The organism is Serratia sp. Ser99 (assembly GCF_024519545.1).
Lineage (GTDB): Bacteria > Pseudomonadota > Gammaproteobacteria > Enterobacterales > Enterobacteriaceae > Serratia > Serratia liquefaciens.
Map to the genome: position 1 here is coordinate 41,039 of NZ_JALJRT010000005.1, position 25,882 is coordinate 66,920.

Consider the following 25,882-nt stretch of genomic DNA (forward strand, 5'->3'; position numbering starts at 1 on the left):
GGATGAACTGATTTCCGCCGCGAAAAACCGCGGCGGCATTTTTATTTATGAAGGGAGTGAACATGGACATAACCGCAACCGCCAACGCGCTATTGCCGCTGCTCGGCGGTAAAGAAAATATCGCCAGTGCCGCCCACTGCGCCACGCGCCTGCGTCTGGTGCTGGTGGATGACAGCAAGGTAGACAAAGTGGCGATCGGCAAGCTGGACGGGGTGAAAGGCTGCTTTAGCAACGCCGGGCAGATCCAGGTGATTTTCGGTACCGGGCTGGTCAACAAGGTGCACGCGGAATTTATCAAAGCGGCCGGCGTCAGCGAATCCAGTAAATCGGAAGCCGCCGATATAGCCGCTAAAAAACTTAATCCGCTGCAACGCATCGCCCGCCTGCTGTCGAATATCTTCGTGCCGATCATTCCGGCCATCGTCGCTTCCGGCCTGCTGATGGGCCTGCTCGGCATGGTGAAAACCTACGGCTGGGCCGATGCCAACAGCGCCCTGTTCGTGATGCTGGACATGTTCAGTTCGGCGGCATTCATCATTTTACCGATCCTGATCGGTTTCACCGCGGCGCGCGAGTTCGGCGGTAACCCCTATCTGGGTGCCACGCTCGGCGGCATTCTGACGCATCCGGCGCTGACCAACGCCTGGGGCGTGGCCGGTGGTTTCCATACCATGGATTTCTTCGGGCTGGAGATCGCCATGATCGGCTATCAGGGCACGGTATTTCCGGTGCTGCTGACCGTGTGGTTTATGAGCGTGCTGGAAAAACAGCTGCGTAAGGTGATCCCCAACGCGCTGGATTTGATCCTGACGCCGTTCCTGACGGTGGTGATCTCCGGCTTCGTCGCCATGCTGTTTATCGGCCCTGCCGGGCGCGCGCTGGGTGACGGCATCTCCTTTGTCCTCAGCACGTTGATTACCCACGCCGGTTGGTTTGCCGGCTTGCTGTTCGGCGGCCTCTATTCCGCTATCGTGATCACCGGCATTCACCACAGCTTCCACGCCGTCGAGGCCGGACTGCTCGGTAACCCGAATATCGGCGTTAACTTCCTGCTGCCGATCTGGTCAATGGCCAACATCGCCCAGGGTGGCGCCTGTCTGGCGGTGTATTTCAAAACCCGTGACGCAAAAATCAAAGCCATTGCGGTACCTTCGGCCTTTTCCGCCATGCTTGGCATTACCGAAGCGGCGCTTTTCGGCATCAACCTGCGCTTTGTGAAACCGTTTTTGGCGGCTCTGGCGGGCGGTGCGCTCGGTGGAGCCTGGGTGGTGGCCAATCATGTCGGCATGAACGCCGTCGGGCTCACGGCCATTCCGGGAATGGCAATCGTGCAGGCCAGTTCGCTGGTGAGTTATATCATTGGTCTGGTGATCGCCTTTGGCAGCGCCTTTACCCTCTCGTTGTTGCTGAAATACAAAACGGACAGTGAATGATGGAAGAACTAAACCTGATGAAACAGGCCGTTCAGGCGATGATGAGCGGCATGCCCAAGGCGCTGCGCGATCCGCACCGACCGGCGTGGCACCTGGCCCCCAGCGTCGGGCTGCTCAACGATCCCAACGGCTTTATTCAGCATAACGGGGTTTACCACCTGTTCTATCAGTGGAACCCGCTGGGCTGCGATCACCGCAACAAATGCTGGGGTCACTGGCAGTCGACGGATTTGGTCCACTGGCAGCACCAGCCGGTGGCGCTGGTGCCGGGAGCCTGCTACGACAGCCATGGCTGTTATTCCGGCTCGGCGGTAGTGGCAGACAGCAAAATCATGCTGGCCTACACCGGCAACGTAAAATATCCCGACGGCTCGCGCACCGCCTATCAATGCCTGGCGCAGGAAAATGCTCACGGCGGTTATGACAAGCTCGGGCCTGTATTGCCGCTGCCGCCGGGTTATAGCGGCCACGTGCGCGATCCGAAGGTCTGGCGCCATCAGGACAACTGGTACATGGTGCTCGGTGCCCGTGACCTGCAGGATCGCGGTAAGGTTTTACTGCTGCGTTCCGCCGAGCTGCGCAACTGGCAGTTGCTGGGTGAAATCGCCGGCTCACAGCTGAACGGCATCGGTGACTTCGGCTATATGTGGGAATGCCCGGATCTATTTACGCTGGACGGTGCCGAGGTGCTTATCTGCTGTCCGCAAGGCCTGGCGGCGGAGGCCGAACGCTATCTCAATGTTTACCAGGCGGGATATTTCACCGGCAGGCTGGACTATCGACAGGCCACTTTCGACCATCAGGATTTCCACGAACTGGATGCCGGGTTTGAATTCTACGCGCCGCAGACCACCCTGACCGAAGACGGTCGCCGGCTACTGGTTGGCTGGATGGGCGTGCCGGAGCAAGACGAGGATTGCCACCCGACCCTGCAGTATGGCTGGATCCATATTCTGACCTGCCCACGGGAGCTGTCGTTGCATAACGGCAGACTCTGCCAACGTCCGGCACGTGAACTGCAACAGCTGAGGGGCGAAAACCGCCAATGGCAGGGCACCGCCGACGACGCGCCCTGCTGGCCTGTCGACAGCGCGGAACTGCTGCTGGCGCCAAACGGCGCGTTCAACGCCGACTTTGGCGGGGCGATGGCCCTGAATTGGGATGGCACCGTGCTGCGGCTGACGCGCAACAACCTGCGCAGCGGGCAGCCGGAACACCGTTACTGGCGCGGTGAGCTGACTCAGCTGCAGATACTGTTCGACCGTTCGAGCGTGGAGATTTTTATCAATCACGGCGAAGCGACCATGAGTTCGCGCTACTTCCCCGGCCCACAACCCTTGCTGCACCTGAGCGGTAAAGCGCAGCTGGCGCTCGAGCACTGGTCGCTGACGCCATGCATGCTAGAATGACGCATCCTTCGATGAATTCAGATGCCGTCAGTGAAAAAAAATAAACGCATAACCATCAGTGATATTGCCGCACTGGCCGGCGTGTCGAAATCGACCGCCAGCCTGGTGCTTAATGGCCGCAGCAAGGAGTATCGGGTGTCCGACGATACCCGCGATCGCATCCTGGCGCTGGCCGGCGAGCACCATTACCAGCCCAGCTTCCATGCCCGCTCGCTGCGTTCCTCCCGCAGCCATACTCTGGGGCTGGTGGTGCCGGAAATGACCAACTACGGTTTTGCGGTGATTTCACGCGAGCTGGAAACCCTGTGCCGCGAGGCCGGTTTGCAGTTGCTGATCGCCTGTACCGACGAAAACCCGGCGCAGGAAATGATGGCGGTGAACAGCCTGGTGCAGCGTCAGGTCGACGGCCTGATTGTCGCCTCCAGCCAGCTCAACGATGCGGAATACCAAAAGATTAACGCCAGCCTGCCGGTAGTGCAGATGGACCGCTTGATTACCGGCTCCGAACTGCCGCTGGTGATCACCGACTCGCTGAGCTCGACCGCTACGCTGGTGGAAAACGTCGCGCGCCAGCATCCTGACGAGTTCTATTTCCTTGGCGGGCAACCGCGCATCTCACCAACCCGCGATCGATTGGCCGGTTTTCAGCTCGGCCTTGAGCGCGCCGGCGTGGCGTGTAAACCGGAATGGATCATCAACGGCAATTATCACCCCAGCTCCGGCTACGAGATGTTCGCCCAGCTGTGCGCACAGTTGGGCCGTCCGCCAAAAGCGTTATTTACCGCCGCCTGTGGTCTGCTGGAAGGGGTGTTGCGCTACCTGAATCAGCACCAGTTGATGGAGAGCGACCTGCATTTGTGCAGTTTCGACGATCACTACCTGTTCGATGGCCTGACGCTGAAAATCGACACCGTGGCCCAAGACTGTCGTGCCCTGGCGCAACACAGCTTCGACATGGTCAGCGCGCTGATTGACGAGCGGCCCCTGGAACAGAACGCGCTTTACCTGCCGGGCAATATCCACTGGCGCCACGCCGGTTCGAAGGCGCTGCTCGGCCAGCCCTGACTTGAGGTTTTTCTTTTTCCGCTTAAGGAGCTCAGCATGAGCCGTGAGATTAACAAAGATACCCAGCTGTGCATGTCGCTGGCCGGTCGCCCAGGCAACTTCGGTACTCGCTTTCATAACTATCTGTATCAGGAACTGGATCTGAACTTTATCTACAAGGCGTTCACTACCCAGGATATCCAGGCGGCAGTGGGCGGCGTACGGGCTTTGGGCATCCGTGGTTGCGCGGTTTCCATGCCGTTCAAAGAGAGCTGCATCCCTTTCCTCGATGAGCTGGACGCTTCCGCAACGGCGATTGAATCGGTCAATACCATCGTCAATGACGCTGGTTTTTTGCGGGCCTATAACACGGATTATATCGCCATCGCCAAATTGCTGGCCCAGTACCAAATCCCGACAGAAACCGCCTTTGCCCTGCGCGGCAGCGGCGGTATGGCAAAAGCGGTGACCGCGGCACTGCGTGACGCCGGTTTTAAAAATGGCTATATCATCGCCCGTAACCCGCAGGCCGGACAGGCTCTGGCAAGTGCATACGGCTATCAGTGGCAGGCGCAAGTCGATGAGCTAAAAGTGGATATGGTGATCAACGTAACGCCAATCGGCATGGCCGGCGGTGCAGAAGCGGAGCAATTGGCTTTCGCGCCCGCGACTGTCGATGCGGCGAAAATCGTCTTCGACGTGGTGGCGCTGCCTGCGGAAACCCCGCTGGTCCGTTACGGACGTGAGCACGGCAAACAGGTGATTACCGGGGCAGAAGTGATTGCACTGCAGGCGCTGGAACAGTTTGTCCTCTACACCGGCGTACGTCCTACCGATGAGCAAATCGCCCGTGCTGCAGCGCACGCTCGCGGTTAAAAACGCTAAACAACGCCAGGGCCGCGGTTCGTTTGAGCGGCCTTGATGGCCTAGCGATGAGCCAGCAGACGCAAAATATTTCTCGCACCGTGAAGTACTCGCTCGATCCTGACATTACGTTGTATCGCTGTGAAAACGATTAGGTATTTACCGTAGGCGCTGATCCTGACGTCCCGGCCAAGCTCAGGTCGCTATTGGTAGGTTTCCGGCGACTCACCGATTCGCTGGCATTGGTTATACAGTTCAGAAATAAAACTCAGCGCCCGGGCCGGGTTATCCTGTGCAATATGATCGCCAATACTTTCAATGTCATATATCGCTGCCGGCGATATTGTTAGCCTCATCAGTCACTTCCGTTATCCACCATCCGTTGGTATTTAGCCCGCAAGCGCGCAAACGCCTCATCCGCCGGGACTCCCTCACCACTTTCAACTCCCTGTACAATGGCCACCTGCAACTCTTCAATTTTCATCGCGCGCTCATGTTCTTCAAGCAGACGCAGCCCTGCCCGTATCACTTCGCTGACGTTGCCGTAACGTCCGCTGTCAATTTGCTCATGAACGAACTTTTCAAAATGAGGGCTTAAAGCAATGCTAGTTGGCATGGCCGACTCCGGAAAGTAGTGTTAATTACTATCTATTAGTATTTTCATTTGTCGGCAATGCGTCAAGCCCCTGTACGAAATTCAGTCAATAAAAAAGGGCGCCTGAGCGCCCTTCTAATCCTGGGTGATGCCAGCCCGCTACTTGGCGGTGCCTTCCATCCCCACCAGCCCCACTTTCAGGTAGCCGGCTTTACGCAGCGTATCCATTACGCTCATCAGCGTTTCGTAGTCCACGCTCTTATCCGCCTGGAAGAAGATGGTGGTCTCTTTGTTCGCCTGCGTCCGTTGATCCAGCACCGACGTCAGTTGATCTGCACTGACCGCCTGCTCACCAACGTAGAGCTGTTTGTCCGCTTTCACCGACAGGAACACCGGCTTTTCCGGACGCGGCTGAGGTTTGGCGGAGGACGCCGGGAGATCGACACGGATATCTACCGTTGCCAGCGGCGCGGCCACCATAAAGATGATCAACAGCACCAGCATGACGTCGATAAACGGCGTCACGTTGATTTCATGCAGTTCGCCGCTGTCGTCCAGATCTTCATTTAAGCGCATCGCCATAACTCACCCCACCCGCAGTTGGTGTGAATGCTGTGAGCGTTTGGCTTCCGCCGTGGCGGCCAGATCCAAATCACGGCCCAGCAACAGCAGAACCTGTGCCGCTACGTCGCCAACCTGAGCGCGGTGACCACTGATCACACGGGCAAAGATGTTATAAATCACCACCGCAGGAATAGCGGCGACCAGGCCCAGCGCAGTAGCCAGCAGCGCTTCTGCGATGCCGGGCGCAACCACGGCCAGGTTGGTGGTTTGTGAGTGTGCGATGCCGATAAAGCTGTTCATGATGCCCCAAACGGTACCGAACAGACCGACAAACGGCGAAATGGCACCGATGGTCGCCAGGAAGCCATTGCCACGTCCCATGTTACGGCTGTAGCCCGCAACGCGACGCTCCAGACGGAAACCAGTACGTTCCTTGATGCCGTTGTTGTCGTTGGATGCCGCCGACAGCTCCAGTTCGTTTTGCGCATCATTCAGCAACACGGAGCTGATGCTTTCTTCCGAGAAGCTCTGCGCCAGTTCGGACGCTTCGTCCAGCGAGCGTACGTTGGCCAACGCCAGCTGTTCGCGGCGCAGACGGCGCTTGGCGCGGAACAGTTCGCTGCCCTTGGAGAACAGGATGGTCCAGGTGACGATAGACGCCAGCACCAGGCCGATCATCACGATTTTCACCACGATGTCCGCATGCTGGTACATACCCCAGACGGACAGGTCCATACCGCGGGTTTCCGGCGGCTGGATGGTCGGTTGCGGGTTGACCGGAGTGAGGGTTTCAGGCGCTGCCGCAGCAGGCGCGCTGGCTGCCGGAGCCACGCTTTCGGTAACGGCCGGATTAGTCGCCGGTGCCGCATGAGCACTGCCGGCCAGACCTGCCACCAATACCATTGAAGCTAACAGACCACGGCCGAACGCCTGGCCCCATTGCGCCCGGCCCTGACCGAACGATCCTTGATTTAAATTCTTGCCAGCCGTTTTCACGCTGTGCCTCCACCCGTTACCGATCAAAATTGAGGAATAATTCAGCGTGCGATCATATCAAACCAATCAGGGATTGATAGTAGTTCTCATTATTATTTACCAAATAATCGGGAAAATTACTCCTGCGGCGCACTTATGGCTCCCTGGCGAACCCATTCGCCGCCTGTTCGAACCTATATGTACCCTTTATAGGGCTATTTCGTCACTTTTACCGCACAGGACTGCAACAAAGACAGGGGATTTGTCGCATTTTACTGTTACATCCCGGTCTCACCGATAAACTCGCTTGGTTATCGCCGTCAGGCAGAAGGATGGCATGCGAGAGCACGATTGAGCAGAAGATTATAGCCGTTTCTACATTTGGATGTTAAAACGTCTGGATGGCTATAAGGTGTCATGCTAACGTAAGGGCTATTGCAAATGGCCCGTGAAGATCAAGCAAAGGTGAGCCCGCTCCTATGACGTCTAAAAACATCGAAACTACCCTGATTGGCGCCGGGCGCAGCAAGCGCTATACCCAGGGCTCCGTCAACCCCGTCACCCAACGCGCTTCTTCATTGGTATTTGACTCCGTGGCGGCCAAAAAAGAGGCCACCGTCAAACGTGCTCATGGCGAGCTGTTTTACGGCCGACGCGGCACCCTGACCCACTTCGCGTTGCAGGATGCGATGGTCGAGCTGGAGGGCGGCGCAGGCTGCGTGCTCTATCCTTGCGGCGCGGCGGCGGTCTCCAACGCCATTCTGTCCTTTGTCGGCGCGGGCGACCATCTGCTGATGACCGGCTCCGTCTATGAGCCGACGCAGGACTTTTGTACCCATATTCTGAGCCGCATGAATGTGGAAACCACCTATTTCGACCCGCTGATCGGCGCCGATATCGCCGGACTGATTCAACCCAATACCCGTGTGGTGTTCCTTGAATCACCCGGCTCGATCACTATGGAGATCCAGGATATCCCGGCGATGGTGCAGGCTGTTCGCGCCGTGGCACCTGAAGTGGTGATCATGATCGATAACACCTGGGCGGCCGGCATCTTGTTCAAGGCGCTGGATTTTGATATCGACATTTCAATTCAGGCTGGTACCAAATATATTATCGGCCATTCCGATTACATGCTCGGCACCGCCGTGGCTAACGAGCGCTGTTGGGACCAACTGCGTGAATACTCTTATTTGATGGGCCAGATGGTAGACGCCGATACCGCTTATATGGCCAGCCGCGGTTTGCGCACCCTGGGCGTACGCCTGAAGCAGCACCAGCAGAGCAGCATCGAAGTCGCCCATTGGCTGGCCCAGCGACCAGAAGTGGCGGTGGTCAATCACCCGGCGCTGCCCGGTTGCAAAGGTCACGAGTTTTACCTGCGCGATTTTAACGGCTGCAACGGCCTGTTTTCTTTCGTGCTGAAACAGCGCCTGAGCGACGTGCAGTTAGCCGAGTTTCTGGATAACTTCAGCCACTTCAGCATGGCCTATTCCTGGGGCGGCTTTGAATCCTTGATCCTTGCTAACCAACCGGAAGAACTGGAAGCCATTCGCCCAGCGGGTGGCATAGACTTCTCCGGCACTCTGGTACGCCTGCATATCGGCCTGGAAAATGTGCAGGATCTGATCGCCGATCTCGCCGCCGGGTTCGACCGAATTGCCAATACGCGCTAACAGAACGCCTGCTTGCATCGGCAACTTTATTCGCCTTGTTTAATGTGTGCTTAAGCTATTAGCGTTACACTAGGCGGGTAACTGTCAGATACGGCCAACACTGTGCCCTGGATACCCTGAAGCCAGGCGCAACCGGTATGCAACAGGATAAATAATGGATGTATTACGAGAGATTGTTCATGCGCTTTGGCAGCAGGACTTCATTGCCCTTGCCGATCCCAGCGTAATTTGGGTGGTTTATGCGGTGCTTTTCACCACTCTATTTTTAGAAAACGGACTACTGCCAGCTTCCTTCTTACCCGGCGACAGCCTGCTGCTGTTATCCGGCGCGCTGATCGCCAAAGGCGTGATGGCCTTTGTGCCGACGCTGATCATTTTGACCGTCGCCGCCAGCCTGGGCTGCTGGCTGAGCTACCTGCAGGGCCGTTGGTTGGGCCATACCAATCTGGTCAAAGGCTGGCTGCTGCAACTGCCCGCTCAGTATCACCAACGTGCACACAACCTGTTTAACCGCCATGGCCTGACGGCGCTGGTCATCGGCCGTTTTCTGGGTTTTGTTCGCACCCTGCTGCCCACCATGGCCGGGATTTCTGGCCTGAACAGCACCCGTTTTCAGTTCTTTAACTGGCTAAGCGCGGTGATTTGGGTAGGTGCAGTGGTCGGCCTCGGCTACGCTTTCAGCCAGATCCCTTTGGTTAAACGCTATGAGAGCCAGGTGATGACCGGGCTGATGATCCTGCCGTTGGTGCTGCTGCTGGTTGGCCTGGTGGGCGGCATGCTGGTTATCTGGCGTAAAAAACGCGCCGCCTCTTCCTGATACCCAGACGGGCGGCCATCGTCGCCCTTAAAGCGCTTTTTCAACCAACGCCAGTCTGGGAGGCAGCTTGCTCACCAGCGTATCCACCGCCAATCGAACCTTCAAAGGCAAATGCGGCGTTTGCGGCCAAACCGCGTGAACGTCGAATGACATGCCGGACCGATTGCGCATCAGCCTGACCAATTCCCCTTTCAACAACGATTCGCGCACCAGCCAGCAAGGTAACCAGGCTATGCCAAACCCCGCTACCGTGGCATCCGCAATCGCCTGCAGGTCATCCATCTGTAACCCTTTCTTCGGTATCACCTCCTGCTCTTTTCCGCAGGCATCCAGAAGCGTCCAGTTAAGAACCACGCCGGCGCGCATGTAGGTCACCGCATCATGTTGTGCCAGCTGCTCGAGGGTTTTGGGTTCGCCGCTGCGCAACAGATATTCCGGAGCCGCGCACAATGTCATACGGTGGTCGCCAACGCGCCGTGCCACCAACCCACTGCTACTGACCAGCGTACCGTTGCGGATCGCCAGGTCAAAACCGTCCTCAATCAAATCCACCACGCGGTCGTTGAATGACAGCTCCAGCTCCAGCCCAGGATGCTCACGCGCCATACTGGTCAACAGCGGCGCAATGCACATGCGGCCAAACAGCACCGGCATCGACACCCTCAGCCTGCCGTTGACCTGCTGCTTCCCCGACTCCAGCAGCATTTCTGCGGTACGTATCTCTTCCAGTGCCCGCAGACAACGTTCGTAAAACAGCGCACCGTCGTCGGTCAGGCTCAGGCTGCGGGTCGTGCGATGAAACAAGCGAACGGCCAACCGTTGCTCCAGGCGGGCGATGGTTTTCCCCACCGCCGAACGCGAAAGGTGTAGCCGGCTGGCCGCCAGCGCAAAACTGCCTGCCTCCACCGCGGTGACAAATACCGAAATGCCGTTCAATCGATCGCTCATGATTTGTAGCCCTGAAAGAAACAATCAAAGGAAATCTTATCGCCACTGGCGAACTTCTATCAACGATATTATCAGCAGGTCTGTTTATCGCTGACTTTGGAGTCAATCATGGCCGAAACAATGCAACGCTGGACAATGGACGCCCTGGGGCGCCAACACCTGCAACTGAACGAAAGCGTCATACCGCAACCGGGACCGCACCAGATCAGAGTGAAAGTGAATGCGGTATCGCTCAATTACCGCGACAAACTGGTCATTGAAACCGGCATGGGGCTAGAACTGCCGCAGCCCTTCACGCCAGCCTCCGACATGGCCGGCGAAGTCGACGCCATTGGGCCCGACGTCACCCGTTTTCAGCCCGGCGAACGGGTGATTTCCACCTTTAGCCCCGGCTGGATCGATGGCCGGCAAAAACCCTATGGTAATGCGCGCATCCCACCCTACCGCACTCTGGGCGGCTTTTATCAGGGCATGCTGGCGGAATACGTGGTGCTGCACGAAGACTGGTTGGCGGCTGCGCCCACCTCGCTGGACGACGCGCAGGCCAGTACCCTGCCCTGTGCCGGACTGACCGCCTGGTTCGCGCTGGTGGAACAGGGCCAGCTGCACGCCGGAGAATCGGTGCTGGTACAGGGCACTGGTGGCGTGGCGCTGTTCGGACTGCAAATCGCCAAAATGCTGGGTGCCGAGGTCTATGTTACCTCCGGCAGCGACGAAAAACTGGCGCGAGCCAAAGCCTTGGGTGCCGATCATGGCATTAACCGTCTGACTGCGGACTGGGTAGAAAAGGTGTATCAGTTGACCCAGGATCGCGGCATCGACCACGTGATTGACACCGTGGGTGGCCCTAATCTCGGTAATTCGGTACGCGCCGTTGCGGTGCACGGGCGTATCTCGGTGATCGGGGCGCTGGAGGGCTTTGAAGTTTCGGCTCCCGCAGGGCCGCTGCTGATGAAATCGCCGGTCATTCAGGGTATTGGTGTCGGCCACCGCCGCGCACTGGAAGATCTGGTGCGTGCGGTGGACGTTAATGCCCTACAGCCGGTGATCGACCAGCGCTACCGCTTTGATCAATTGCCGCAGGCGCTCGATCACCTCGATCGCGGAGCATTCGGTAAAATTGTGCTGACGCGCTGAATCACTGCCCGGCGGCGAGATTAACCTTCCATCATTAAAGGAGGGTTTTCGCGCAGTCGGGCAACTTCGTCACTCGGCGTCACGCCAAAGAAACGTTTGAACTCGCGGCTGAACTGCGAAGCGCTTTCGTAGCCGACACGGATCGCCGCGGTACTGGCTTTCAAACCGTCGTGTACCATCAGCAAACGCGCCTTGTGCAAGCGATAGGATTTCACATATTGCAGCGGCGAGGTGTTGGTCACCGCCTTGAAGTTATGGTGAAACGCCGAGATGCTCATATTCACCTCCCCCGCCAACTGCTCAACGTTGAGGTTGTCCGCATATTGGTTCTCAATACGCCGCAGCGCCTTGGCGATTTGGCTGAAGTGGGTATGGCGGTTAACCAATTCCTGCAATGAGGCGCCACAGGCTCCGCGCAGTACGTGGTAGAGAATTTCACGTACAATCTGCGGCCCCAGTACGCGTGCATCCAGCGGTTTGGCCATCACATCCAGCAGGCGTTCGGTAGCGCACAACAGTTCTTCCGACAGCTCGGCCAAGTTCACCCCGCTGCTTTCTCTGCGCGGCTTCACCAGGTAGTCGTCATCGCCGATGTCGATCAACAGGTCCTGCAGCATTTGACTGTCGATGTTCACCGACAACCCCACCAGCGGCAATTCCGGGCTGGCGAAGGTTTCGCACTCAAACGGCAACGGCACCGTCATCAACAGATAATTGCGCGGGTCATACTGGAAAACCCGATTACCGCAGTAGCCGACCTTGTGCCCCTGAAAAATGATCACCACACCCGGCTCATACATCACCGGCTGGCGCGGGCAATGACGATCGACATAAAGAATTTTCACCAGCGGCACCGGCGAGGGCGTGTAACCGTTGCTCTCGGCAAAGCAGGCCGCCTGGCGCGCCATGCGGCCGCGCAGTTCATCGATTTCGCTCACGGAAACACCCTCTTACATTAAGAATAATTCGGCATAAATAATAGTTTAAAACTCTATTTTTCTACAACGCTTTGTAGGAATAGGCAAGACTCGGGCAGGAATGTGCATTGTGCTGCTGAGCCAAGTTACTGACAATACACCTCAGATATTTTTCGCCAGCGGCGCTTGCCACATGCAGAAGAGAAATTACCCATGCAAAACTTTATTCTTCATACCCCAACCAAAATCCTGTTCGGCCAAGACCAAATCGCCGGCCTGGCACAGCAGATCCCTGCCGACGCACGCATTCTGATCACCTACGGTGGCGGCAGCGTGAAGAAAAATGGCGTGCTGGATCAGGTTTATGCCGCACTGGCGGGCCGCAACGTGCAGGAGTTTTCCGGCATTGAGCCTAACCCAACCTACGAAACGCTGATGAAAGCGGTCGAAGTGGTGCGCGCAGAGAATATCGATTTCCTGCTGGCGGTCGGCGGCGGCTCCGTGGTTGATGGCACCAAGTTTATTGCCGCAGCGGCCCATTATCAGGCGGATGCCGATCCATGGCACATCCTGAAAACCGTGGGCAGTGAAATCAAAGGCGCGGTGCCAATGGGCTGCGTACTGACACTGCCGGCCACCGGCTCTGAGTCCAACAGCGGCGCAGTGATCACCCGCAAAAGCAGCGGCGACAAACAGCATTTCTTCTCGCCACACGTGCAACCGCTGTTCGCGGTGCTGGATCCGGTAGTGACCTACTCTCTGCCGCCGCGCCAAATCGCCAATGGCGTAGTCGATGCCTTTGTCCACACCATCGAGCAGTACCTGACCTATCCGGTCGACGCCAAGGTGCAAGATCGCTTTGCCGAAGGCCTGCTGCTGACGCTGTTGGAAGATGGTCCGCGCGCGCTGTCCGAGCCGGAAAACTATGCGGTGCGCGCCAACGTGATGTGGAGCGCAACCATGGCCTTGAACGGTCTGATCGGCGCCGGTGTGCCGCAGGATTGGGCAACCCACATGCTGGGCCACGAATTGACCGCCATGCACGGTTTGGATCATGCCCAGACGCTGGCGATTGTTCTGCCTGCGCTGCTGATCGAGAAAAAAGCGCAGAAACGCGAAAAACTGCTGCAGTACGCCGACCGCGTTTGGGGCCTGCGCGATGGCAGTGAAGACAGCCGCATTGACGGTGCCATTGCCGCCACTCGTGCCTTCTTCGAACAAATGGGCGTACCGACCCGCATGGCGGATTACCAGCTCGACGGCAGCTCTATCCCGGCGTTGCTTGATAAACTGCATCAGCACGGCATGACAGCACTTGGCGAGCATCAAGACATCACCCTCGAAGTCAGCCAACGCATTTATAACGCGGCGCGTTAATCGCAAACCGCCTATTTCCTGCTAGGCTTTAGTTTCAACTTCTCTCCTGCGCCCGACGCTTCATCGGGCGCAGTTCAATGCGCTATTCGCGCTGCCGATCTTCATCTGATTAACCCATGGGAGAAAACATGACCTGTAGCCGCCCTATCCCGACAGCGCTGGAATTTGGTTAGCAAACTCAGCACTCCCCCAATTTGCCAACTAGAATTTATTAATAGCCGTTTCCGGTGCATGCAGCACTGGGCAATCCGTTGACAAGGAGATACGCATGACAACGCAACAACCCATCATCAAACTCCACGATGGTAATCTGATGCCGCAGTTGGGTCTCGGCGTTTGGCAGGCGAGTATTTCAGAAACCACCCAGGCGGTGCTTAAAGCACTGGAGGTGGGCTATCGCTCGATCGATACCGCTGCAATCTACAAGAATGAGGAAGGGGTTGGCGCAGCACTGCAATCCACCTCAATACCACGCGATGAGCTGTTTATCACCACCAAACTGTGGAACGACGATCAGGGCGACCCGCAAGGCGCGCTGGAAACCAGCCTGGAAAAACTCAAGTTGGATTACGTCGATCTGTATCTGATCCACTGGCCAAGGCCGCAGCAGGACCAATATGTCGACGCCTGGCGCGGGCTGATCAAACTGCGCGAGCAGGGGTTGGTCAAAAGCATCGGGGTATGCAATTTCCACACCCCGCACCTGCAGCGCCTGCTGGACGAAACCAATGTCGCACCGGTGATTAACCAAATCGAGCTGCACCCGTTGCTGCAACAGCGTCAGCTACGCGCCTGGAACGCAACCCACCATATTGCGACCGAATCCTGGAGCCCACTGGCACAGGGTGGCGAAGGGGTATTCGACCAACCGGTGATCAAAAACCTGGCGGAAAAATACGAGAAAACCCCGGCGCAAATCGTGGTGCGCTGGCACCTGGACAGCGGGCTGATCGTGATCCCGAAATCGGTCACGCCAGCGCGCATTCGTGAAAACTTCGAAGTCTTCGACTTCAAACTGGATAAAGACGAACTGGGCGAAATTGCCAAACTGGATATCGGCAACCGCCTGGGGCCGGATCCGGACTCACTGTAATCTCCCTGCGCCCGGCTTCGGTCGGGCGCAGCATCATCCAAAATACGCTTATCGGCGATAGGCCTCCGCCAGATTTACCGACGCTCTCCGCTCCGCCTCCCTAAGCCAGGCAACCGCTTCTGCTCCGGTGATCTCTGCACGCCCGAGTGCCGCCTGCTGAATACGCGCCAGCGTCTGAGCGGCACGTTGCCGGATGGCGGCCATATCCTGTCCCACCAGTTCGCCATGCCGCTTGCGGATCTGGCCGTTGATGATCACCGTATCTACATCGGCGGCATGGGACTGCAACACACTGCTCGCCCTTGGGAAAGAAGAAGGCACCATCGCCCGCTGATGTTTAAGCATAATCACATCGGCCTGTTTTCCCGGCGTCAGCGAACCAATACTTGTCTCCATTCCCAACGCAGCCGCGCTGCCGTGGGTCGCCCAACGCAACGCATCCCCCACCGAGAGAGAAAGTTCAGAAACCACTTCACCACGGATATGGTGCTGATGGTTATCCAGGCAGCGCTGGGTTTGCAGCCCCAGCCGCATCTGCGAAAACAGATCCCCAGACCCCACGCAGACAATGTCAGTGCTGATCGCCGGGGCTATCCCGTGATCCAGGCAGGCTCTGATGGGAGGAAAGCCCATGCCCATTTGCATTTCAGTTTCGGGGGCAATGCTGACTTTAGCGCCTGTTTTAGCCAACAGCCGCCATTCGGGATCGGTCAGACCGGAACAGTGAATATGCAGGTGACCGGGCTGCAGCAATTGATGATCGTCCAGCTCCTGTAACCCTTTCAATAACCGGCTATTCGGCAGTGCGCCGGTATGAGAAGCAATCAGGATATCCTGCTGCTGCGCCATGCGGATCTCCGCCGCTGTCTGCGTAAAGGGCACGGTGCCGAAATCGCTGAGCAAGGTCCCCATGCGCAACAAACCCTGATCGTCGCTAAAATAACGCTCGCGCAATTCAGCGGCAAAATTGACGCGTTCTTGATGGCTGGAAAAACCGGCGGGCTGAAAATCATAAACCTGAAATCCATAGGAATACACGCCACGGATACCGGATTGTTGCAGTGATTCGATCGCCGCGACGGCATGATCCGGGCTATTCACACAGTCACAGCAGTCGAGGATGGTTGTGACCCCGCTGTCTATGGCCTCGAGCGCCCCCACCAGGGTGGCAGCGGACAAATCCTCGGCGGTCACCAAGGCCCCCAGCCCATAAAACGTATTTGCCAGAAATTCCGGCAACGACATATCGCCGGAGATCCCCCGAAACAACGACATCCATGTGTGGCGATGACTGTCGATCATACCCGGCAACACGATCGCACCACGCGCATCGATCACTTCGGCATCCAGATGACTAAACGCCTTTGCGTTTTCCGCCAGCGCTGCGATCCGGCCATTTTCAATCAGCAGCGCCCCCTGGGGCAGTTCCCCATACTCTGCATCCATGGTGATAATATGACCGCCAGTGATGACCTTACGATCGACCTGCATGCTCATGTTTTACCTCCTGATTACCCACTGGAAAACAGGCGTGCACAATGTCGGTGGTTTAATCACGGCAGACAGGCCGAACGACATAAATACGGCTACGCACATTCTTATGAATCTGCTCATCATTAGGAGCGCTGTTGCTACGACGGGATGTTGCCTAGCCAATAAATGACCGGATTTCCATCACCACTTTGTCCGGCGATTCCAGGGTGGGGAAATGACTCGCCCCCGCAATTTTTACCGGATTGAACCAGCGGTGGCGTTGGGCGAACTCGCGCTGTAACTGGTCATACTCTGCGCTATGCGGTTGTGAATAGAGGTGCATTACCGGACGCTCAGGGGTGAGCTGTTCCAGGCGTTGCAGGGGAGAGCCAAATTGCCCATAGGCCAACTCGATTTCCCGACAAGAACGGATCCACATCTCCTGATCGAATCCGGCCATTTCCTGTTGGACATGGTTGATCACATCCTGGTTATCCGTATGGGCTACCCATTCCGCAAACAGGGCATCTCGCGCCTGTTGCCAGCTTTCCGGCCGCTGGCTCTGCTGTAAATTCTGCAGCAGATCGGTAAAAGCTCCGGTCATCAACCAGTCCACCACGATGGTTTTCGGTACCCGCAACGGGCCCAGTTGCTGGCTTAAAGCGATGTTGGCCCAGCCGCCATGGGATGTAGAGAGCGGAATCAAGCGCTCAACATCCAGCCGGTCAAGAAACAGAACCAGATCGGCCGTGAGATCATCCATACCAAAATCGCCGTCATAACTGCGTGCGGCATTGTGCCCGCGCCAATCAATATTCAGTACGCGATAGTGTTGCGCCAGCAGCGGTATTAGGTGTTTAAAAAGCCGGTGATCCTGGCACCAACCGGAAAGCAACAGCAGGGTGGTGTCCCCGCTGCCGCTGTCCTGGTAGTCGAATGAATTGCTGCCCAGCGTTATCGTTTTCATGCTCATGCTTGTTCCCTCATCATGCAGAAAGTGGGATGCAGGGGGGAATGGCTATCCGGCCAGATTTGGCCGTTTCCCACAAGAACTGTAGTAGATGCTTATGCTCTGCCAGCCGGCGAGGAAAATTGTGTGGCGGTTCAAGCGGGAAATCGCTCATCTCCCCCCTCCTGTTTGTGATGGTACGGTAAGGCAATAATTTGACTATATGGCGTTTTTATAGGCGGTGAGTAATGAATAGTCACAACACGGGTATGCCGAAATGGAATAGCAAGAGGGGATTTTGAGAAGGGTATGATTGACAGACAGATCAGAAAAAGAGGGTAAGTACCCGCCCAGGCTAAAGTGTTGCCTATCAGCCTGGGACATACTGAGACTTACCCCTTTAGCGAGTTACAACCGTTCGCCGTTGGTGGCGATCACCCGCTGGTACCAGCCAAAGCTCTGCTTCTTCTTACGTGCCAGATTGTTATCGTGATCGACATACACAAAGCCGTACTGTTTTTGATAGCCGTTGAGCCAGGAGAGCAGATCGATAAACGACCACGGGTAATAACCACGAACATCCGCGCCCTGCTCGATCGCCGCGCCGATCGCCTGGATATGATCGCGTAGATAATCAATACGTGGTTGATCGCGCACCTCACCTTCGACGATCGGATCCTTGGCTCCCAGCCCGTTCTCGGTAATGTAGATTGGGATATTGCCGTAGCGTTTGACGATACGGCCAATGGCATCGGTCAACCCCTGCGGATAGACCTCCCAATCCCAGTCGGTGTAGACGCCGTTCGGATTGCGAACCTGTTTAAACAACCCCTTGAAGCCCAGCTCGCGCCCGCTGCCCTTCTGCCCGCTGGTGTTGATGGTATAACCGTCCACGTCATCGTTGTGCGCGACCATTTCACGCTTGTAGTAATTCAGGCCGATAAAATCGACGATATTCTCTTTCAGCAATACCTCATCGCCCGGTGCGAAATGCGGCACGCCAAAGGCCTGCTGCGCCATCGCCAGCAGCTCTGACGGGTATTCGCCCTTCAGCACCGGATCGTACAGCCAGTGGGTGAAGATCCCTTCGGCTATTTCGCAGGCGCGGCGATCCTGCGGTGAATCGCTGATCGGATCGTTCGGTTGCAGCACGTTGACGAAGCCGATCTGGCCGTTGATCTTCATTTCACGGAAGCTTTTTACCGCTCGGGCGTTGGCCAGGAACACATGGTGACACGCCTGAATGCCCTTTTTCGGATCGGTCAGTTTGGGTGGGTGCGCCCCGGTGAAATAGCCCATGCCGATAAACACAATGGTTTCATTGAACGTGGACCAGAGTTCGACCCGGTCGCCAAACCGCGAGTAACACAGACGCGCATATTCATCAAAAGCATCGACGATCTCTCGTGATTCCCAACCACCAAACGCGTCCTGCAACGCCTGCGGCAGATCCCAGTGGTACAGGGTGATCATCGGTTTGATATTGTGCTTGAGCAGTTCGTCGATCAGATCGCTGTAGAATTGGATCCCGGCCTCGTTCACTTTTCCCCGGCCTTGTGGCAGCAGCCGTGGCCAGGAGATCGAGAATCGGTAGGTCTGCATACCCAGCTCGGCCATCAGCGCCACATCTTCACGGAAGCGATGATAGTGATCGACCGCCACGTCGCCGTTAGTGCCCTGATAGGTGGTCCCTGGCAGGTGAGAGAACAGGTCCCAGTTGGACAGGCCTTTGCCGTCGGCATCATAGCCGCCCTCGACCTGATAAGACGCGGTCGCGGCCCCCCAGAGAAAGTCTTTCGGAAATACGCTCATTGGTTTTTCACCCCGTTTTGCTCCAGTAATCGGTAAATTCTCACCAGTTCTTCCACCAGATCGCGCGCCAGCATGGCATTCATGATGTGGTCCTGCGCGTGCACCATAATCAGGTTGACCGGCAGCTTGCCCTCCCCTTCGTCAAAACCGATCAGCTCGGTTTGGGTGGCGTGGGCACGCTTCGCCGCCAGTTGCGATTCCGCCAGCAGAATATCCACCTGGTCCCACTGGTACTTACGCGCCGCATACAGCGCCTGCATGGCACAGCTGCGCGCCTCTCCGGCGTTGATGATCAGCTCCATTACCGCCGTTTCCATGTCAATCATTCGGTGACTCCTTGTGTCTGTTCAATCTGCTCCGCTTCGCTCACTTCCTGATCCAGCAGCTGTTGCTCATAGACTTTGAAGAACGGGTAGTAGATCAACGCCGAAACCGCCGCCAGCAGCAGCACCAACAGCGCGGCGCGGAAATCCCAACCGGTAGCCCAGGCGGCACCAATCGGCGCCGGAGCGGTCCAGGGCACCACCGAGATCACCCGCCCGATCAGATCCAGCTTCACCGCCGCGTAGGCGATGATCGAATTGACGATCGGCGCGGTAATAAACGGAATAAAGAAGGTAGGGTTCATCACGATCGGCGTGCCGAAGATCACCGGTTCGTTGATGTTGAAACAACTCGGCACCAGGCTCAGCTTGCCGATCGAACGCAGGTGCGCCGAACGGCTGCGCAGATAAAGCAGCACCAGCCCAAAGGTGGCGCCGGATCCGCCGATGACGATAAAGAAGGTCCAGAAGGCCTCCATAAAGATGTGCGGCATCGGTTGGTTGGCGGCCAGCGCGTCTTGGTTAATCCCCAGGTTGGTGAGCCAGAAGGCCTGCAGCATACCGGAAACGATCACCGCTCCGTGGATACCCGCAAACCACAGCAAATGGCCGATCAGCACCGCCAGCAAGATCGCCGGCAGCGAATCCGCAGCGGAGATCAAGGGTTGGAACAGCGCCATGATCGCCTGCGGCAACAGCAGGTTGAACTGATGCTGCACCAGCAGGCTCAGCGGATACAGGGTGATCACCACCGCCAGGATCGGGATCAGCAGATCGAACGACTGCTTGATCTTGGCCGGCACCTGCTCCGGCAGTGAGATGCCGATATTGTGCGCCTTGAGGAAGCGGATCAGTTCGGTGGTGTATATCGCCACCAAAATGGCGGTGAAGATCCCCACGCCGCCCAGTGCGGCGGTCGGCAGCATTTTTTCGCTTTGCGGCGCGGCCACCAGCAAGAAAGACATCAATGCCAGCATCGCCGCCATAAAGGGATCGAGCTTATAACTCTGCGCCAGGTTGTAGGCAATGGCGGCGGTGATATAGATGGACATAATGCCCATCGTCATATTAAACGGGGTGAGAATAGCGACCTGATGTTTTTCCGCCGCCCCCAGCCACCATTGGGCAATGCCCCAACTGCTGTCGGCGGAAAAGGGCGGATAGGCAAACACCAGCAAGAATGAACCGACGATCATAAAGGGCATCGCGGAAATAAAACCGTCGCGGATCGCCATAATATGTCGCTGAGTCGATAATCTCCCGGCAATCGGGCTGATGCGGTTTTCGATAAAATTGAATGCGGCCTGGCTGATACTCATGGTCCAACCCTCGGGAGGTGCTGAGTCAATGGTCACAGGATGGGAAAACCGGCGGAAACGGCCTGATGCCGGCGGCCCGGTGGGATCAGTGTTGTGCGATCATCTGTAAGGCTTCGGCGAGAATTTTATCGCCGCGCATCATGCCGTAATCCATGCTGTTTATCACCGCGATAGGTTTATTTTCCCTGTCGGCAATCTTTTTAAAATCGGCGAACTTATATTTCACCTGTGGCCCAAGCAGGCAACATTGGTAATTCGCCAACGTGGATTCAAATTCCTCCAGGCCGACGGCGATAATATCAACCTCAATCCCCTGCTGTTCGGCAGACTTTTTCATTTTATTCACCACCATGCTGGTCGACATTCCTGCGGCGCAGCATAAGAATATTTTTTTCATCCGTTCTCCTGGAGGCATAGGTACAAATGATTCAGTTGAAGAATGAGTATGGTTTCAAAAACGAGAAAACCGCAACCGGTTTCAGTAACCGGTTGCAGAGTTTGAATGGGTTCTGTGAAGGAGATCCGAATTTTAATTTTCGGGCTTAAAGCGCGGAATAACTGAGCAACATCGTCTGGCTAAACCGCTGCCCTTTAGCCAGGCGGCGCAGCCCGCCCAGGTCAGCCATGTTATGCCCGTTGGCCGCGTGGGACATGGGTTCCAGACAGAAAAAGTCGAATTGATAACCCGGATCGAACGCCGGATCCGAGACGAACAGGAAATAAACCGGACAGGCCGGCTGAGTGTTCATTCGTAACCGAGCTCCCTGCTCCGGCCACTGGATCTCCGCCTCGCCGTTCCAGCCGCTAAAGCCGTTGTTCACCCAATGACGCGGCAATGGCCCCGGCTGGTTGAAATCCATTTCTTCGCTCAGCGCCGCCTGCTCGCCCGCCAGCCAGTCTTCGGCTTCACGCCAATAGGCCGCAGCGGATGCCTGTACCCGGGTATGCGCGGTTAACGGAAAGTACGGATGCCAGCCCAGCCCATAGGGCATCGGCCTTTCTCCGGTGTGCTCTACCGCCAGTTCGATGCTGAGTTGGTGCTGATGCAGGGTAAAGTATTGTTCTACCTGATAACGATAAGGGCCATTCTCATGCTGATAGCGCAAGTGAAGGACTTCGTCGCCTTGCTCAACACATTGCCATTCCTGCAGCCAGCCGTCACCATGCAGATAATGCCGATCCCAGTCGGTATTGGCGCTGAGCAGGTAGTCTTGCTGCTCGAAGCTGAAGCGGTTTTGATTGACCCGGTTGCCGAAGGGGACCAGAGGAAAACATCCCGATTGCAGCGCCGACGTCGCGTCACTCACTACCGCAGGCCGCAGCAGAGGGAGCTCTCCCTCCGGTGTGTAAGCGATGAATTTCAGCACGCTGCCGCCCAACGAGGAAACCACCAGCGAGACGCAGCCGTTATCCAAACTAAACAGTGCCATAGTGCCCCCTGGCGTTAATCGGCGAAGTTAATCACCACCTTGCCACACTGCCCGGAAGCCATCAGCACATAAGCATCGGCAGCCTGTTCAAGGGCAAAGCGGTGGGTAATCGCGTGATGCGGATGCATTTTCCAGTCGTGCAGGTCGGTACAACATTTTTCCATATGGTGCAGGCTGGTGACCCAGGAGCCGATAATTCGTCGTTGGTGATGCATCAGGTCTGCACTGACTTCAAATTCCACCTTGCCGGTTTCACCGATGTAGATAACCCTTCCCCAGTCCGAGGAGGCCTGCAGCGCCAGCAGCCGTCCTTTAGCGTTACCGGAACAGTCGAGGGTGACGTTGGCGCCGCCCGCGGTCAATTCGCGAATGCGCTCTGTCACCCCCTCGCCGGTCAGAAAACCGTGATCCATCAGTCCCAACCGCTTCGCGGTCGCCAGACGTTCCGGTATGACATCTACGCCAATCACCGTTTTCGCCCCCCGCCCCTTCGCCAGCATCATCGCCATCATGCCGACCGGGCCCAACCCTACGACCAGCACGTGATCGCTGCCGGACACCTCGCCGCGCACAATGCCTTCATAGGCCGTGCCGACGCCGCAGGAAATAAAAGCGCCGTCTTCGTAGCTGAGCGAATCCGGCAGATGGATCAGATCCTTTTCCTCCGCCAACAGGTAGTCGGCGTGGCCGCCATCCCGTTGCCAGCCATAGGCAGCCTTGCCAACGCCGGTACAGGAAATCGGATAGCCCCGGCGACAGTTGCTGCAAAAGCCGCAGCCGGAAATGTGGTACACCAGCACGCGGTCACTCTCGCGAAAGTGCCGGCAACCGGCCCCTAACGCGACAATCTGCCCACAAGGTTCGTGACCGTTAATAAATCCCCGGTACAAGGGCTGATCCGGTGCGGCAGCCGTGCCACGGTGCTGATGATAAATATAATGAATATCGCTGCCGCAAATACCGGACGACTTCATTTTAATTAATACCTGGCCAATACCCGGTTGCGGAATATCCACCTCGCGCAGCTCTGCCGTGGAATTTCCGGGTAAATAAGCCGCCAACATTTTTCCCATAATATTTTCCTTCCAGATTTAATGCGTTATTTTTAGTGGCATATGAGGCTATTGCTTATTGTTCTTCTGCATCACGATAATATTGGCCAGCACCGCCAGTACGATAATCACCCCTCTGACCACCTGTTGGAAAAAGGAGTTAATTCCCAGCAAGACCAGGCCGTTGCCAATCAGGGTGATCACCAGCACGCCGAGCAGAGTGCCGAGCATCGAACCGCGCCCGCCGGACAAGGCTGTCCCCCCGACCACCACGGCGGCAATCACGTCAAACTCCAGACCACTGGCCGCACCGGCATTACCGGAGCCCAGGCGCGCCGCCAGCAGAATACCGGTGACGGCCGCCAACAGGCCGGCCAGGGTAAACAGCAGGATACGAATGCGTTTGACGTTAATGCCGCACAGCTGGGCGGCGCTGGCGTTGCCGCCAATGGCGTACACCGAGCGGCCAAAGGCGGTTTTCTTGCTGATAAACTGAAAAACCACGAACAGGATCAGCATAATCACCGCCGAAACCGGCAGCCCCAGTACCTGCCCACCCAGCCAGTCCAGCACGTCATTTTCGTCGATCGGCACCGGCAAGGCGTTGGTCATAAACAATCCCATCCCGCGCAGGGCGCTCCAAAGCCCCAATGTGGCGACAAAGCTGGGCACGTTAAACCAGCCTCGCAACACCCCGGCGACCGAGCCCAACGCCGCCCCCAGGCACAAGGCCAGGATCAACGCGAACGGCAGCGGGATCGCGTACTGCATCAAATAAGCCAGGATCACCGAGATAAACGCCACCATCGGGCCTACGCTAACGTCGATTTCCCCGGAAATAATAATCAGCGTCATGGCCCAGGCGGCAATGCCGATGGTGGCGGCATCGCGTAAAATATTCATTTGGTTATTCAGCGAAATAAACCCGGTGGCATAAATAGAAAATACCAGGTAAAGCACGACAATAATTGCCAGCAGGCCCAGTTCATTGGCGTGCTTCGATAATTTTCGGGTTCGGGTTATTTTTACTTCCGGTACCAATGTGGACATTGTATTACCTCCGGTGCCTTCGAATGTGGGCAGAATTATTGGATCATCAGCACTTCAGACATCAGCTGTTCAACATCCACGGGCGAGATAAACTCCTTCACTATCGTGCCTTGCTGCAACAACAAGATCCGGTCGCAGACCTGGGGTAATTCCTCCACTTCGCTCGATACGAAAATGATACTTTTCCCCTCTGCCGCCAGCTCACGCGCAATACGGTAAATTTGGTTTTTCGCTTCGACATCCACGCCGCGCGTCGGCTCATCCAGCAACAGGATCCGGCTTCTGGCGTAAACCCAACGGCCGATCACCACCTTCTGCTGGTTACCGCCGGAAAGCGTCATGATCGGCGTGCCGGTTTCTGCGGTTTTCACCCGCATCCGGCTGACGATCGCCGAGGTTGCCTGTTTGATCTTCGGCCAATTCAACACGCCAAAGCGGCTGACGGAGCGGCTGTCTGTCATCACGGTATTTTCATCCACGCCCAGCAACGGCATGATGCCCTCCGCCTTTCGGTTTTCCGGCGTGTAAGCCATACCGCGCTGAAGCATCTGAGCGTAATTTGGGCAGATCAGCGCTTCACCGTCGAGGATCAGCTCGCCTTCGACGAACGGCGTCAGACCAACGATGGCCTTGAGCAATTCACTGCGGCCTGCGCCCAACAACCCGGCAATGCCCAGTACTTCGCCACGCCGCAGCTCAAAACTGACCTGATGCAATTTGGGCGGCAGCGATAATTGTTTAACTTCAAAAACCTTGTCCCCGCCCTTCGGGGCCGTGACGGTTTGCGTATGGTGATCCTGATGGCCCAGCATCAGGTCGACAATTTGCTGGGTGGAGGTGTTGTCCAGCGCCACGTCACCCGCCACGCGGCCGTCGCGCATAATGGTGCAGGACGATGCCAGCCGGCGGATCTCGTTCATTCGGTGGCTGACATACACCACTGCAATCCCGGCGGCGGAAAGGCGCATCACTGCCGCCGCGACCAGATCGGCCTCGGCGTTGGCCAACGAACTGGTTGGCTCGTCGAGGATCACCACTTTGGGATCCCCCTGACAGGCCCGGGCGATTTCCACCAGTTGCTGCTGCGCCGGGCTGAGATCGCGAACCCATTGTTGAGGATCGATGTCCACCCCGAGCAGCGCCAACGCGTGCCGGGCCTGCGCCAGCATGCCTGGTGCGTCAATCACGCCGGCGCGCTGCGGCCAGGCCCCCAAACACAGGTTTTCCGCCACGCTCATGTCCTGTACCAGGCTTAGCTCCTGATAGACAGCCCGCACGCCAAGCTCACCGGCCCGGCGCGTCAACAGCGCATCTGGCCCCTCCAGCAGTCGATCGCCGATAAACACCTGCCCGGCGTCCGGCCGCTCACTGCCGGTCAACATGCGGATCAAGGTGGACTTGCCCGCGCCGTTTTTCCCCAGCAGAGCGCGCACCTCGCCACGCCGCAGCGTGAAATTCACATCTTGCAGCGCCACCACTCCCGGGTAACGTTTATGCCCCGATTGAATGCGGGCCACGACCGGTTGCTGCGCCAATTCGTTTAAGGCTCTGTCACTCATGCAAGCCACCGACATTAAGAGCCTATCCCAGTAGGCGTCATTGTTGCAGGCAGTTTGGACAAGGAC

General features: G+C 57.0%; 24 protein-coding genes and 1 pseudogene. 9 read left to right on the plus strand and 16 right to left on the minus strand.

The annotated features are described in order from the left end of the window. Window positions 1-62 precede the first annotated feature (62 nt). The 4 genes from NR114_RS11900 to NR114_RS11915 are packed head-to-tail and all read left to right on the plus strand — an operon-like array spanning window position 63 to window position 4,762. Entirely contained in the window at window positions 63-1,433 is a 1,371-nt protein-coding gene (locus NR114_RS11900) for a sucrose-specific PTS transporter subunit IIBC (protein ID WP_020828643.1), read from the plus strand. After that, window positions 1,433-2,842 carry a sucrose-6-phosphate hydrolase gene (locus tag NR114_RS11905; RefSeq protein WP_234530838.1) on the plus strand — a complete coding sequence of 470 codons (1,410 nt, stop codon included), beginning with the start codon at window positions 1,433-1,435 and terminating at the stop codon, window positions 2,840-2,842. The genes NR114_RS11900 and NR114_RS11905 overlap by 1 nt, the downstream gene beginning before the upstream one ends. A 21-nt stretch (window positions 2,843-2,863) precedes the next feature. Continuing rightward, the gene (locus NR114_RS11910) at window positions 2,864-3,907 is read left to right on the plus strand and encodes a substrate-binding domain-containing protein (protein WP_046372623.1); all 1,044 of its coding nucleotides are present in this window, start codon (window positions 2,864-2,866) and stop codon (window positions 3,905-3,907) included. Between the two features lie 36 nt (window positions 3,908-3,943). Next, entirely contained in the window at window positions 3,944-4,762 is an 819-nt protein-coding gene (locus NR114_RS11915; RefSeq protein ID WP_122080238.1) for a shikimate 5-dehydrogenase, read from the plus strand. A gap of 50 nt (window positions 4,763-4,812) precedes the next feature. Here NR114_RS11915 and NR114_RS11920 read toward each other — a convergent pair. The 4 genes and pseudogenes from NR114_RS11920 to exbB all read right to left on the minus strand — a co-directional run bounded on the left by NR114_RS11920 (window position 4,813) and on the right by exbB (window position 6,905). Then, window positions 4,813-5,106 (minus strand): annotated as a pseudogene (locus NR114_RS11920) (type II toxin-antitoxin system RelE/ParE family toxin). After that, window positions 5,106-5,366, minus strand: coding sequence for a type II toxin-antitoxin system ParD family antitoxin (locus NR114_RS11925; RefSeq protein ID WP_046372621.1), 261 nt, complete (start codon window positions 5,364-5,366; stop codon window positions 5,106-5,108). Before NR114_RS11925 ends, NR114_RS11920 begins: the two are co-directional and overlap by 1 nt. 138 nt (window positions 5,367-5,504) lie before the next feature. Continuing rightward, complete coding sequence (gene exbD, locus NR114_RS11930) at window positions 5,505-5,927, minus strand: TonB system transport protein ExbD (protein WP_020828649.1); 423 nt, start codon at window positions 5,925-5,927, stop codon at window positions 5,505-5,507. A 3-nt stretch (window positions 5,928-5,930) separates the two neighbouring features. After that, entirely contained in the window at window positions 5,931-6,905 is a 975-nt protein-coding gene (gene exbB, locus NR114_RS11935) for a tol-pal system-associated acyl-CoA thioesterase (protein ID WP_122080240.1), read from the minus strand. Between the two features lie 458 nt (window positions 6,906-7,363). Between exbB and metC the strand changes: the two genes are divergently transcribed. Further along, complete coding sequence (gene metC / locus NR114_RS11940) at window positions 7,364-8,560, plus strand: cystathionine beta-lyase (protein ID WP_256814104.1); 1,197 nt, start codon at window positions 7,364-7,366, stop codon at window positions 8,558-8,560. A 154-nt stretch (window positions 8,561-8,714) separates the two neighbouring features. Then, a complete protein-coding gene (locus tag NR114_RS11945; RefSeq protein WP_046372619.1) occupies window positions 8,715-9,377 on the plus strand; it encodes a DedA family protein in 663 nt (220 codons plus the stop codon). Between the two features lie 27 nt (window positions 9,378-9,404). Here NR114_RS11945 and NR114_RS11950 read toward each other — a convergent pair whose 3' ends face one another. Then, window positions 9,405-10,325 carry a LysR family transcriptional regulator gene (locus tag NR114_RS11950; RefSeq protein WP_256814105.1) on the minus strand — a complete coding sequence of 307 codons (921 nt, stop codon included), beginning with the start codon at window positions 10,323-10,325 and terminating at the stop codon, window positions 9,405-9,407. 108 nt (window positions 10,326-10,433) lie between these two features. Here NR114_RS11950 and NR114_RS11955 point away from each other — a divergent pair, with 108 nt between their 5' ends. After that, a complete protein-coding gene (locus tag NR114_RS11955) occupies window positions 10,434-11,462 on the plus strand; it encodes an NAD(P)-dependent alcohol dehydrogenase (protein WP_020828654.1) in 1,029 nt (342 codons plus the stop codon). Between the two features lie 20 nt (window positions 11,463-11,482). On the opposite strand, the gene NR114_RS11960 is transcribed toward NR114_RS11955, so the two are convergent. After that, window positions 11,483-12,370, minus strand: coding sequence for an AraC family transcriptional regulator (locus NR114_RS11960; protein WP_218167687.1), 888 nt, complete (start codon window positions 12,368-12,370; stop codon window positions 11,483-11,485). 222 nt (window positions 12,371-12,592) lie between these two features. On the opposite strand from NR114_RS11960, the gene yqhD reads away from it, so the two are divergent. Continuing rightward, window positions 12,593-13,756, plus strand: a complete 1,164-nt coding sequence (gene yqhD, locus NR114_RS11965; protein ID WP_020828656.1) for an alcohol dehydrogenase — start codon at window positions 12,593-12,595, stop codon at window positions 13,754-13,756. 268 nt (window positions 13,757-14,024) lie between these two features. After that, complete coding sequence (gene dkgA, locus NR114_RS11970; RefSeq protein ID WP_020828657.1) at window positions 14,025-14,849, plus strand: 2,5-didehydrogluconate reductase DkgA; 825 nt, start codon at window positions 14,025-14,027, stop codon at window positions 14,847-14,849. Between the two features lie 48 nt (window positions 14,850-14,897). On the opposite strand, the gene NR114_RS11975 is transcribed toward dkgA, so the two are convergent. The 10 genes from NR114_RS11975 to NR114_RS12020 form a co-directional block, all read right to left on the minus strand. Next, a complete protein-coding gene (locus NR114_RS11975) occupies window positions 14,898-16,346 on the minus strand; it encodes an amidohydrolase family protein (protein WP_129941663.1) in 1,449 nt (482 codons plus the stop codon). Between the two features lie 151 nt (window positions 16,347-16,497). Then, entirely contained in the window at window positions 16,498-17,295 is a 798-nt protein-coding gene (locus NR114_RS11980; protein ID WP_187961934.1) for an alpha/beta fold hydrolase, read from the minus strand. 384 nt (window positions 17,296-17,679) lie between these two features. Beyond that, a complete protein-coding gene (locus NR114_RS11985) occupies window positions 17,680-19,083 on the minus strand; it encodes a GH1 family beta-glucosidase (protein ID WP_234529738.1) in 1,404 nt (467 codons plus the stop codon). Beyond that, window positions 19,080-19,409 carry a PTS lactose/cellobiose transporter subunit IIA gene (locus tag NR114_RS11990; RefSeq protein WP_012146921.1) on the minus strand — a complete coding sequence of 110 codons (330 nt, stop codon included), beginning with the start codon at window positions 19,407-19,409 and terminating at the stop codon, window positions 19,080-19,082. The genes NR114_RS11985 and NR114_RS11990 overlap by 4 nt, the downstream gene beginning before the upstream one ends. Continuing rightward, window positions 19,406-20,725, minus strand: coding sequence for a PTS sugar transporter subunit IIC (locus NR114_RS11995; protein ID WP_020828662.1), 1,320 nt, complete (start codon window positions 20,723-20,725; stop codon window positions 19,406-19,408). The genes NR114_RS11990 and NR114_RS11995 overlap by 4 nt, the downstream gene beginning before the upstream one ends. Window positions 20,726-20,810: 85 nt before the next feature. After that, a complete protein-coding gene (locus NR114_RS12000; protein ID WP_020828663.1) occupies window positions 20,811-21,122 on the minus strand; it encodes a PTS sugar transporter subunit IIB in 312 nt (103 codons plus the stop codon). A 145-nt stretch (window positions 21,123-21,267) separates the two neighbouring features. Beyond that, the gene (locus tag NR114_RS12005; protein ID WP_234529739.1) at window positions 21,268-22,155 is read right to left on the minus strand and encodes an aldose 1-epimerase; all 888 of its coding nucleotides are present in this window, start codon (window positions 22,153-22,155) and stop codon (window positions 21,268-21,270) included. A 14-nt stretch (window positions 22,156-22,169) separates the two neighbouring features. Then, window positions 22,170-23,228 carry a zinc-binding dehydrogenase gene (locus tag NR114_RS12010; RefSeq protein ID WP_234529741.1) on the minus strand — a complete coding sequence of 353 codons (1,059 nt, stop codon included), beginning with the start codon at window positions 23,226-23,228 and terminating at the stop codon, window positions 22,170-22,172. Between the two features lie 48 nt (window positions 23,229-23,276). Beyond that, window positions 23,277-24,257, minus strand: a complete 981-nt coding sequence (locus NR114_RS12015; protein ID WP_048759801.1) for an ABC transporter permease — start codon at window positions 24,255-24,257, stop codon at window positions 23,277-23,279. A 35-nt stretch (window positions 24,258-24,292) separates the two neighbouring features. Further along, a complete protein-coding gene (locus NR114_RS12020; protein ID WP_234529743.1) occupies window positions 24,293-25,816 on the minus strand; it encodes a sugar ABC transporter ATP-binding protein in 1,524 nt (507 codons plus the stop codon). Window positions 25,817-25,882: the final 66 nt, after the last annotated feature.

Bases quoted from the DNA above. Each gene is read 5' to 3' on its own strand.
- NR114_RS11900 (WP_020828643.1), top strand. From the start codon at position 63: ATGGACATAACCGCAACCGCCAACGCGCTATTGCCGCTGCTCGGCGGT.
- NR114_RS11905 (WP_234530838.1), top strand. From the start codon at position 1,433: ATGGAAGAACTAAACCTGATGAAACAGGCCGTTCAGGCGATGATGAGC.
- NR114_RS11910 (WP_046372623.1), top strand. From the start codon at position 2,864: ATGCCGTCAGTGAAAAAAAATAAACGCATAACCATCAGTGATATTGCC.
- NR114_RS11915 (WP_122080238.1), top strand. From the start codon at position 3,944: ATGAGCCGTGAGATTAACAAAGATACCCAGCTGTGCATGTCGCTGGCC.
- NR114_RS11925 (WP_046372621.1), bottom strand. From the start codon at position 5,366: ATGCCAACTAGCATTGCTTTAAGCCCTCATTTTGAAAAGTTCGTTCAT.
- exbD (WP_020828649.1), bottom strand. From the start codon at position 5,927: ATGGCGATGCGCTTAAATGAAGATCTGGACGACAGCGGCGAACTGCAT.
- metC (WP_256814104.1), top strand. From the start codon at position 7,364: ATGACGTCTAAAAACATCGAAACTACCCTGATTGGCGCCGGGCGCAGC.
- NR114_RS11945 (WP_046372619.1), top strand. From the start codon at position 8,715: ATGGATGTATTACGAGAGATTGTTCATGCGCTTTGGCAGCAGGACTTC.
- NR114_RS11950 (WP_256814105.1), bottom strand. From the start codon at position 10,325: ATGAGCGATCGATTGAACGGCATTTCGGTATTTGTCACCGCGGTGGAG.
- NR114_RS11955 (WP_020828654.1), top strand. From the start codon at position 10,434: ATGGCCGAAACAATGCAACGCTGGACAATGGACGCCCTGGGGCGCCAA.
- NR114_RS11960 (WP_218167687.1), bottom strand. From the start codon at position 12,370: ATGGCGCGCCAGGCGGCCTGCTTTGCCGAGAGCAACGGTTACACGCCC.
- yqhD (WP_020828656.1), top strand. From the start codon at position 12,593: ATGCAAAACTTTATTCTTCATACCCCAACCAAAATCCTGTTCGGCCAA.
- dkgA (WP_020828657.1), top strand. From the start codon at position 14,025: ATGACAACGCAACAACCCATCATCAAACTCCACGATGGTAATCTGATG.
- NR114_RS11975 (WP_129941663.1), bottom strand. From the start codon at position 16,346: ATGAGCATGCAGGTCGATCGTAAGGTCATCACTGGCGGTCATATTATC.
- NR114_RS11980 (WP_187961934.1), bottom strand. From the start codon at position 17,295: ATGAGCATGAAAACGATAACGCTGGGCAGCAATTCATTCGACTACCAG.
- NR114_RS11985 (WP_234529738.1), bottom strand. From the start codon at position 19,083: ATGAGCGTATTTCCGAAAGACTTTCTCTGGGGGGCCGCGACCGCGTCT.
- NR114_RS11990 (WP_012146921.1), bottom strand. From the start codon at position 19,409: ATGATTGACATGGAAACGGCGGTAATGGAGCTGATCATCAACGCCGGA.
- NR114_RS11995 (WP_020828662.1), bottom strand. From the start codon at position 20,725: ATGAGTATCAGCCAGGCCGCATTCAATTTTATCGAAAACCGCATCAGC.
- NR114_RS12000 (WP_020828663.1), bottom strand. From the start codon at position 21,122: ATGAAAAAAATATTCTTATGCTGCGCCGCAGGAATGTCGACCAGCATG.
- NR114_RS12005 (WP_234529739.1), bottom strand. From the start codon at position 22,155: ATGGCACTGTTTAGTTTGGATAACGGCTGCGTCTCGCTGGTGGTTTCC.
- NR114_RS12010 (WP_234529741.1), bottom strand. From the start codon at position 23,228: ATGGGAAAAATGTTGGCGGCTTATTTACCCGGAAATTCCACGGCAGAG.
- NR114_RS12015 (WP_048759801.1), bottom strand. From the start codon at position 24,257: ATGTCCACATTGGTACCGGAAGTAAAAATAACCCGAACCCGAAAATTA.
- NR114_RS12020 (WP_234529743.1), bottom strand. From the start codon at position 25,816: ATGAGTGACAGAGCCTTAAACGAATTGGCGCAGCAACCGGTCGTGGCC.